We start from the raw sequence: 8,691 nt of genomic DNA on the forward strand, positions 1-8,691 counted from the left end.
TAAATAATAATTGGAAGTTCAATGAATACAACATCACTCAACAAAAACAAGACCTTTCAATCTTCTGCAACCTCCGTAGTAAATTCCAGCAAAACTGTAGTTGTAGGCAATCAAGACCTAACGATAGACGAAGTAGCCAGTGTGTCCCGTCATGGTGTTCAAGTACGCCTGAGCGATGATCGAGATGTTGTGCAAGGAGTTCAAGCATCGTGCGATTACATTAGTAATGCTGTGGAATCTGGTCAACCAATTTATGGCGTGACAAGTGGTTTTGGTGGCATGGCCAATGTTGTCATTTCCCCTGAATCTGCGGCACTGCTTCAGAACAACCTGATTTGGTATCACAAAACCGGAGCCGGACAAAAATTACCGCTAGCTGATGTCCGAGCCGCCATGCTTTTGCGTGCTAACTCCCACTTGCATGGTGCATCTGGTATTCGTTTAGAACTTATCCAGCGTATGGAAACTTTCTTAAATGCTGGTGTCACACCCCATGTATATGAATTTGGATCTATTGGTGCAAGCGGTGATTTAGTGCCTTTATCGTACATTACTGGGGCATTGGTTGGTTTAGACCGCTGTTATACTGTTGACTTTAACGGCGAAGAAATCGATGCGCCGACAGCGTTGAGTGATCTGGGTTTAGAGCCATTGCAATTACTTCCTAAAGAAGGATTGGCAATGATGAATGGCACCTCAGTCATGACAGGTATTGCTGCCAATTGTGTCTACGACACCAGAGTTTTATTAGCTCTCTCAATGGGGGCACATGCCCTAGCAATTCAAGGTTTGAATGGTACCAATCAATCATTCCACCCATTTATTCATCAACTCAAACCACATTCAGGGCAAAAATGGGCTGCGAACCAAATGCTGAACTTACTAGCAGGTTCACGCTTAGTCCGCGAAGAACTAGATGGTTCTCACAACTATCGGGGTGGAGATCCAATTCAAGACCGTTATTCACTGCGCTGTTTACCACAATATATGGGGCCGATTGTAGATGGGATCGAGCAGATTAAAAAACAAATCGAAGTAGAAATTAATTCTGTCACCGACAACCCGCTAATCGATGTTGAGAACCAAGTTAGCTATCATGGCGGTAATTTCTTAGGGCAGTATATCGGTGTAGGAATGGATCAGCTGCGCTACTACATCGGGTTATTGGCTAAACATTTGGATGTGCAAATAGCCTACCTGGTAGCGCCAGAATTTAACAATGGACTGCCAGCATCTTTAGTGGGGAACCGAGAGCGCAGTGTCAACATGGGGTTAAAAGGTCTGCAAATATCTGGGAACTCCATCATGCCATTGTTAACCTTCTATGGAAATTCGATCGCAGACAGATTTCCTACCCATGCTGAACAATTTAACCAAAATATCAACAGCCAAGGTTTTGCTTCTGCAAACTTAGCGCGTCGGTCAGTAGATACGTTCCAGCAGTATATGGCGATCGCTTTGATATTTGGGGTACAAGCGGTTGATTTACGCACCTACTTAGTTGCAGACCATTATGATGCCCGTGCTTGTTTGTCTCCCGCTACCAGAGATTTATATATGGCAGTGCGTGATGTCATCGGACAACCAGCCTCACCTGACCGTCCTTATATCTGGAACGACCACGAACAACCTCTTGACGAACATATTGCCCGGATTAGTGCAGATATCGCATCTGGTGGGCAGATTGTGCAAGCAGTTCAAGATATTTTGTCAAGTTTCAATTAAATCTTGAGGACAGTTCAGATGCACAAACAGAGTATTTTACCAAGTATCAGCAAAGCTCCTCCAGGCCCTATCGGCTACCCGATTATAGGTAACCTCCCGCAAATGTTGCGGAATCCATTACAGTTTCTCACGAATGCCGTACAGGAGTATGGCGAAGTAGTCCACCTGGGAGCAATGGGGCCTCAACAGCTTTATTTAGTCTCTCATCCAGATCATCTGAAGTACATCCTGCAAGAAAATAGCCGTAACTACATTAAAGGCGAAAACTTTAAGTCTATTAAGCAGGTAATCGGTAATGGTCTGGCAGTCGCCGAGGGTGATACTTGGCGGCGCGAACGCCGCTTGATGCAACCAACCTTTCATCGCCATCGGGTTGGAGCATTAGTCACCTTCATGACTAAAACTATTAGCCAAATGCTAGATAACTGGAGCAGCATCGGCTCAGACAAACCCCTAGATGTGTTTGCACAGATGATGCAACTAGCGCAGAATATCCTCGTCAAGAGTTTGTTGAGCATTGATTCTGAAGACGAAATTAGCGAGATGAATCAAGCATGGGATACTGCTTATGAGTATCTTAGTAGTCAACTATGGGCAGTGTTCAAGCTACCTCTATGGGTACCCACGCCGAAAAACCGCGCCTTTGTGCAAGCGATGGGAACACTGGATAGAATCGTCTATCGGATCATTCGCTCCCGTCGGGAAAACAGTAATAGTCCTGACGACCTGCTCTCTATGCTGATGGATACTTACGATGAAGAGTCTGGTCAGGGAATGAGTAATGAACAACTGCGCGATGAGATTATGACCATCTTTACTGGTGGATTTGAAACCTCAGCAGCTGTACTTGCATGGACTTGGTATTTGCTTTCTCTTCACCCTAACGTCGAAAGTCGGCTCCAAGATGAACTCAAGAGTGTTTTAAATGGGCGTACCCCGACTCTTGAAGATTTACCAAACCTGAAATATACCAGGATGGTACTCGAAGAATCGATGCGGCTTTATCCTGGTGCATGGGTCTATACTCGTACTAACTTACAGGCCGACGAGATTGGAGGCTATCACATACCAGCTAACTCTGTGATCATGATTAGCCCTTATATCACCCATCGCCTACCAGCTTTTTGGGAGAATCCCGAAGACTTTGACCCTGAGCGCTTCACAAAAGAACAAGCTGCTGCGCGTCCCCGCTATGCTTACTACCCCTTCGGCGGCGGGCCACGCCAATGCATAGGTGAGATATTTGCAATGACTGAAATGCAGTTGATAGTTGCGATGGTAGCTCAAAAATATCGGCTGCACCTAGTACTTGGACATCCAGTTGAGGAGGAGCCAATGTTTACATTACGTCCCCGCCACGGCATCCTGATGACATTGGAACCACAAATCAGTTTTGGTGATGTCTACCAACCTGAGATTCAGAAGACGTTTTAACTTAATTTGCTGTCATAGGTAGCTTTGAAAGTGAGTCTTTTTCATTATGAACATCACACATCATGTAGAGCGCGGTCATCTGTTATTTCCTGACAAAATCGCCCTGATTTTTGAGGATAAATCTTTAACCTATAAACAGCTTAATCTGTTAGCAAATCGCGTGGCTAATGGTTTACGGGGATTGGGAGTTAAAAAAGGCGATCGCGTAGCCTTGTTTTTGCCGAATATTCCAGAGTTCATTATTTCTTATCTTGGCATTCTTAAAATTGGTGCTATCGTTGTCTCAGTCAATGTAATGCTCAAAAGTGCTGAAGTCAGCTATATTCTCAACGATTGTGCTGCTAAAGTAGTAATTACAACAGAAACTCAAAGCAAGCAGGTGCTAGAGGCAGACTTACCCGAACTGCAACATATTTTGATTGTAGAAGGTACAGCTAGCAAGGGAATTAGTTTAACGCAACTAATAGAAAACGCTTCGGGGGAAGGATGTGCTGTCGAAATGGATCGCCACGCTCCAGCTTGCATCGTTTACACATCAGGCACAACAGGTTTCCCCAAAGGAGCCACTCTTTCTCACGGCAATGTGATTTCCAATATGTATTCCCACAACCGTTGTTGTGGAATGCGACCGGATGACCGATTGCTGCTGTACTTACCACTATTTCATTGCTTTGGCCAAAACGCAATTCTCAATGCTGGATTCAACGTTTGTGCCACTATTATCCTGCAACGCCGATTTAAGCTTGAGCAAGTTCTGGACACCATTGCTACTGAAAAAGTCACTATGTTCTTTGGGGTACCCACAATCTATTTAAATCTGCTCAACACTTCTTTTTCCCATCTCCAAAGCATCCGCTATTACTTTTCGGCTGCGGCTCCTATGCCCGTTGAAGTTGCAAAGATTTGGCAGGAGAAATATGGACTCGTCATTCATGAAGGGTATGGTTTAACAGAAACATCATCATGTTCTTGTTATAACCACGAGCTTAAATATAAATTCGGTTCAATTGGGATGCCAATTGAAAATGTAGAAATGAAGATTGTTGATGGCGATGGTCATCAGGTAAAACCAGGGGAGTTGGGAGAAATAGTTATCAAGGGGCCCAACGTCATGCTTGGGTATTGGAATCGCCCATTTGAAACTGCCCAAGTTATTAAAAATGGCTGGTTCCATACTGGCGACATTGGTCGGATGGATTCAGACGGCTTTTTCTACATTGTTGATCGCTTAAAAGATATGGTCAATATTTCTGGATTTAAGGTGTATCCAACTGAAGTAGAAAATGTTATTTATCAACATCCGGCGGTAGCTGAATGTGCAGTATACGGAGTTCCAGATGCGCTCAAAGGTGAGATAGTCAAGGCAAACATCGTACTTAAGCCTGGTAACGCAGTTACAGAAGAGCAAATCATTGAATTCTGTTCTCGTAGGATAGCAATTTATAAAGTTCCCCATGTTATTCAATTTGTAGATTCGCTTCCTAAAAACCCAACTGGTAAAGTCCTCAAGCGATTTTTAAGTCAGAAATCAATTCCTCAATACGCTACTGTTACCGTCTGAATCAGAAATTTAGCCAAGTATTCAAAAAACCTAACAAGAGGTTCATTCAATGAAACACACTGATGTTAAATCCAATCACATCTCAGGGCAAAAATCATCTGGATCTACTATTTTTGCGCAACCCACAGGCTCCTTAGTGGTATCGTCTCATGAACAATCTAGCCAATCAGAGCCAACTCAGCTGACAGTAGCAGACACTGTGGTCAAAATGCTGGAAGATTTGGGAGTACGCCATGCCTTTGGCGTCTCTGGAGGAGCGATCGCTTCCCTGTGGGCAAGTCTGGAACACAGCGCCATTGAGGTGCTTCACTTCCGCCACGAAACTGGAGCAGGTTTTGCAGCCATTGAGTCGTACTTTGCAAATAACCGCCCTGTAGTTGTGTTTACCACCACTGGTCCAGGCATTACCAATACGCTGACTGGATTGTTCGCGGCACGCTGGGAGGGTGCGAAGGTGATTTTCTTATCACCTGCAACCTCAGCACCACAGCGCGGACGGTGGGCTTTCCAAGAAACCAGTAGCTACACAATGCCCAGTGAAGTTTTTTGTAGTTCTGGATCGTTGTTTCACTATGCTACCAGCATTGAGTCTGGTGAGGAATTACCAGAGATTGCACGCCGACTTGCTGCTGGTTTAGCACGACCGGGTGGATTTGTCGCTCATCTGAGTGTCCCCACAACCATCCAATCAAGTTTGCTCAAGGCATCGTTACCTCGTGTGACTTTCTCGCAAACTCTGACAACTGCTGGGGAGGATGCGATCGCCAAGTCTGTACAGTTACTCTCTGAAGGACCTTTTGCCATCTGGGTTGGTTTTGGTGCTAGAGGTGCAGCAGAAGAAATCCGCCAACTTGCCGAAAGAACCGGATCTGCGGTGATGTCTTCGCCCCGTGGTAAGGGTATCTTTCCTGAAAATCATCCTCAGTATTTGGGCGTGACAGGTTTTGGCGGACATAACTCAGTTGTGAAATACATGCAGGACATAAGTCCTGGGCGTATATTGGTTTTGGGAACCAGGCTTGGTGAATTTACCTCGTTCTGGAGTCCGGCGATGGTGCCAAAAAAAGGATTTGTGCATGTAGATATCGATCCAGAAGTGCCAGGAACTGCTTATCCAGCTGTCGAGACTTTCTCTATCCAGTCGGATGTGCAAGTCTTTGTCAAGGCCCTACTCAAGTACTTTCCTAATCGTCCCGGTGACTACCCTGTACTGCCTAATCCCCAGCGAGTACCACTCCTACCCCAAGCTGAAGGTGCGGTGCGTCCTGATGTACTGATGGATACGATTCAGCGCGTATTTGTCGAGAAAAGCGATGCAGTGGTAATGACCGAAGCAGGTAACTCCTTTGCTTGGGGAACCCACACGCTGCGATTTACTAAACCAGGTCGCTACCGGGTCAGTACTGGATTTGGCTCAATGGGACATGCTGCTACGGGTATCTTGGGTGCTGCCTTGGCACAAAATGATAAAGCTGTTGCCATCCTTGGGGATGGTGCCATGCTGATGAATAGTGAAGTCAGCACCGCCGTCAAATACCAGATTCCCGCCGTTTGGATTGTTCTGAATGACTCACGCTACAACATGTGTAGTCAAGGTATGGCGTTATTGGGATTCAAGGGTGTAGACACTCAGATGTCACCAGTGGATTTTGTGGCGATCGCTCGAGGAATGGGAGCTGACGGCATCCGTGTTGAAAGCGAAACCGACCTCCAGGCTGCACTGGAGAAAGCACTTGCTTCTAAGATACCGTTTGTTGTTGATGTGATTATCGACCCAACACAAACTGCACCCTTTGGCAGCCGTATTCAGAGTCTGATTGAACAAGGCGCTAAAGAAACAAATAAGTAATTAATTGATTAAAAGGAGATTTATCATGAATCAAGCAGTAGGAATTCGCTCAATTGCAGTTACCTTCCCTAAAATTGTACGTACAAACGAATATTGGCGTCAGAAGTACCCACAGCTAGTTACTCAAGCCGAACAAAAGGCATTAGCCAAATTGTTTTCAGCTAACGACCCCAACGCTAAAACCAGCGAGTTCGACGAAGAGATGATACCTTATTTGTCAGACCCCTTCCGTGGAGCTGTCGAGCGGCGGATATTGGCACCAGATGAGTCCTCGATGACGTTGGAGAAGCGTGTGGCATTTGATGCGATCGCTGCCGCAGAGATGTCCACTGAAGATGTCGATTTGATGATTGTCACCTCCCTGTTTCCCGAACGAATTGCACCGGGCAATGCTTCTTTCTTAGTTGGTGAAATGGGCTTGCGTTGCCCCGCCTGGAATCTTGAGTCTACCTGTTCTAGTGCTTTGGTTGCCCTCCAGACTGCCAATGCGCTGGTACAAACGGGAGCCTACCGCAATGTGTTGATTGTCATCTCTTGCACTTACTCTCGGTTGGTAGACGAAGACGATACCCTATCTTGGTTTATGGGTGACGGTGCTGGAGCCTTTGTGGTCAGTGCCCTGAAGCCGAACCAAGGAGTCTTGGCAACTAAAATCATTCATACCGCTGCCACCTGCGGAGCTTTCTTTAATGAACTCATAACAGATGCCCAGGGCAACCCACGGATGCGTATCCAGAATGGGAAAAACGCCAGCCAACAGATCCGTGGCACAGGTGTGGAGTTCGTCCGTGCATGCACTCAAGGTGCTATTGAAGCCGCAGGTGTGACTCTTGACGATATCAAATTCTTTGCTTTCAATACACCCACTGCTTGGTATGCAAACTTGTGCGTGCGGGCGCTGGGCATCGATCCGGAGCGCACAATCAATCTCTACCCACAGATTGCAAACATTGGACCAGTACTCCCCATCGTCAATATGTACTATGGCGCACAAATGGGCAAAGTCCAGGAAAATGACTTGGTTCTTGCTTATACAATTGGTTCTGCATCTACCGCAGCGGCAACTGTGATGCGCTGGGGCGATGTCAAGTTGGGACCCCTCCCTGCTGACGCAGTTTACCGTAACCAGCAGGAAGATAAAATTCCGTTGTTGACTAGGTAAGTGTATTCTCAGATAAGACAGCTGGTGCGATCGCATCTCCTAGAGCCGCCAAACTTTAACATCTACCAGTTCTGGCTTGCCCGATTAATGATTTTCCCAACAACTATACCCGTTTCTGGGTGCTAGGTTTAGAATCCTCCACTGGCGGGAGTCAAACTTCCCTTGCTTTTAGCGTTCCCGCCAATGTTCCTAGCACACCTGTGAAACCGTTGTTTTGTTTTGCTAGTCGGGGCATTAATCTCAGTTGGATTGTATCTCGTCCAACCAAGCGATCGCTCCGCGAGTATCTTTTCTTCATTGATTTAGAAGCTGATCCTAGGGAGGCTGTTGTGTAATCTGCTCTAGAAGAATTGGCAACCTGTACGGAAACGCTGAAGATTTTTGGCAGCTATTCCATAAATCGCAATCATGTCACTGTTTACTAATATTGTTTACAAATGCTGGACTTTGTGGCAATTAGCTTGATATTTTAACCATATTTCTCGCTTAACAACATACCAAGCAAGTCTATATCAATGAAAACCAGAATCAACACAATAGTTAGTCCGAATCCTAACTCTCGCGTAGGCGTTGCTGCATTATGAAATTATGTAAGGCAATGTAAATTTTTTATGCGCCTGCGTATGATCCTCATCCACTGCCGAATGAGTAAACAAAGGTTCAATTTTGAAAGACAGGTGTATAGCCTACACACTAGGGTGTTAAAGAAAAATACAACTTTCATAAAGCAACAAGGTCAAAATTAAAAATGCACAAAAATTTACCCGCCAACCAAATCTATGGAACGCAAAGCAGTGACGTTCTTATCGGCACCGATGATAGCGATACAATTTTTGGCTTAGATGGAGACGATGTTATATCAAGCCGTGGAGGTGACGACCGAGTCTTAGGTGGTTCTGGCAATGACCCCCTGACTATCTAATTAGTATTTAAGAGCTTGAGACTCAAGCACAGCGAGAA

Annotated in this window: 7 protein-coding genes; 6 read left to right on the top strand and 1 reads right to left on the bottom strand. The window is 45.6% G+C overall.

Going from position 1 to position 8,691, the window contains the following annotated elements; translation table 11 throughout:
• Window positions 1–21: 21 nt before the first annotated feature.
• From HWQ58_RS19100 to HWQ58_RS19120, 5 genes are read left to right on the top strand one after another with little or no spacing between them, the layout of a single operon-like run.
• Window positions 22–1,725 (top strand): histidine ammonia-lyase, encoded by a 1,704-nt coding sequence (locus HWQ58_RS19100; protein WP_292865902.1) that lies wholly within the window; start codon window positions 22–24, stop codon window positions 1,723–1,725.
• An 18-nt stretch (window positions 1,726–1,743) separates the two neighbouring features.
• Window positions 1,744–3,159: a cytochrome P450 gene (locus HWQ58_RS19105; protein ID WP_292865905.1), complete on the top strand. Its 1,416-nt coding sequence runs from the start codon at window positions 1,744–1,746 to the stop codon at window positions 3,157–3,159.
• 46 nt (window positions 3,160–3,205) lie between these two features.
• Complete coding sequence (locus tag HWQ58_RS19110; RefSeq protein WP_292865908.1) at window positions 3,206–4,720, top strand: class I adenylate-forming enzyme family protein; 1,515 nt, start codon at window positions 3,206–3,208, stop codon at window positions 4,718–4,720.
• 49 nt (window positions 4,721–4,769) lie between these two features.
• Complete coding sequence (locus HWQ58_RS19115; RefSeq protein WP_292865911.1) at window positions 4,770–6,569, top strand: ScyA-related TPP-binding enzyme; 1,800 nt, start codon at window positions 4,770–4,772, stop codon at window positions 6,567–6,569.
• 25 nt (window positions 6,570–6,594) lie between these two features.
• Entirely contained in the window at window positions 6,595–7,731 is a 1,137-nt protein-coding gene (locus HWQ58_RS19120; protein WP_292865914.1) for a 3-oxoacyl-ACP synthase III family protein, read from the top strand.
• Between the two features lie 151 nt (window positions 7,732–7,882).
• Here the strand turns inward: HWQ58_RS19120 and HWQ58_RS38530 are convergent, their stop codons facing one another.
• Window positions 7,883–8,029 carry a hypothetical protein gene (locus tag HWQ58_RS38530; RefSeq protein ID WP_366838234.1) on the bottom strand — a complete coding sequence of 49 codons (147 nt, stop codon included), beginning with the start codon at window positions 8,027–8,029 and terminating at the stop codon, window positions 7,883–7,885.
• A gap of 450 nt (window positions 8,030–8,479) precedes the next feature.
• Between HWQ58_RS38530 and HWQ58_RS19130 the strand changes: the two genes are divergently transcribed.
• The gene (locus HWQ58_RS19130; RefSeq protein ID WP_292865917.1) at window positions 8,480–8,653 is read left to right on the top strand and encodes a hypothetical protein; all 174 of its coding nucleotides are present in this window, start codon (window positions 8,480–8,482) and stop codon (window positions 8,651–8,653) included.
• The last annotated feature ends 38 nt before the right edge of the window (window positions 8,654–8,691 follow it).

Origin of the sequence: Nostoc sp. LPT (assembly GCF_017115165.1) — a bacterium.
GTDB lineage: Bacteria > Cyanobacteriota > Cyanobacteriia > Cyanobacteriales > Nostocaceae > Nostoc.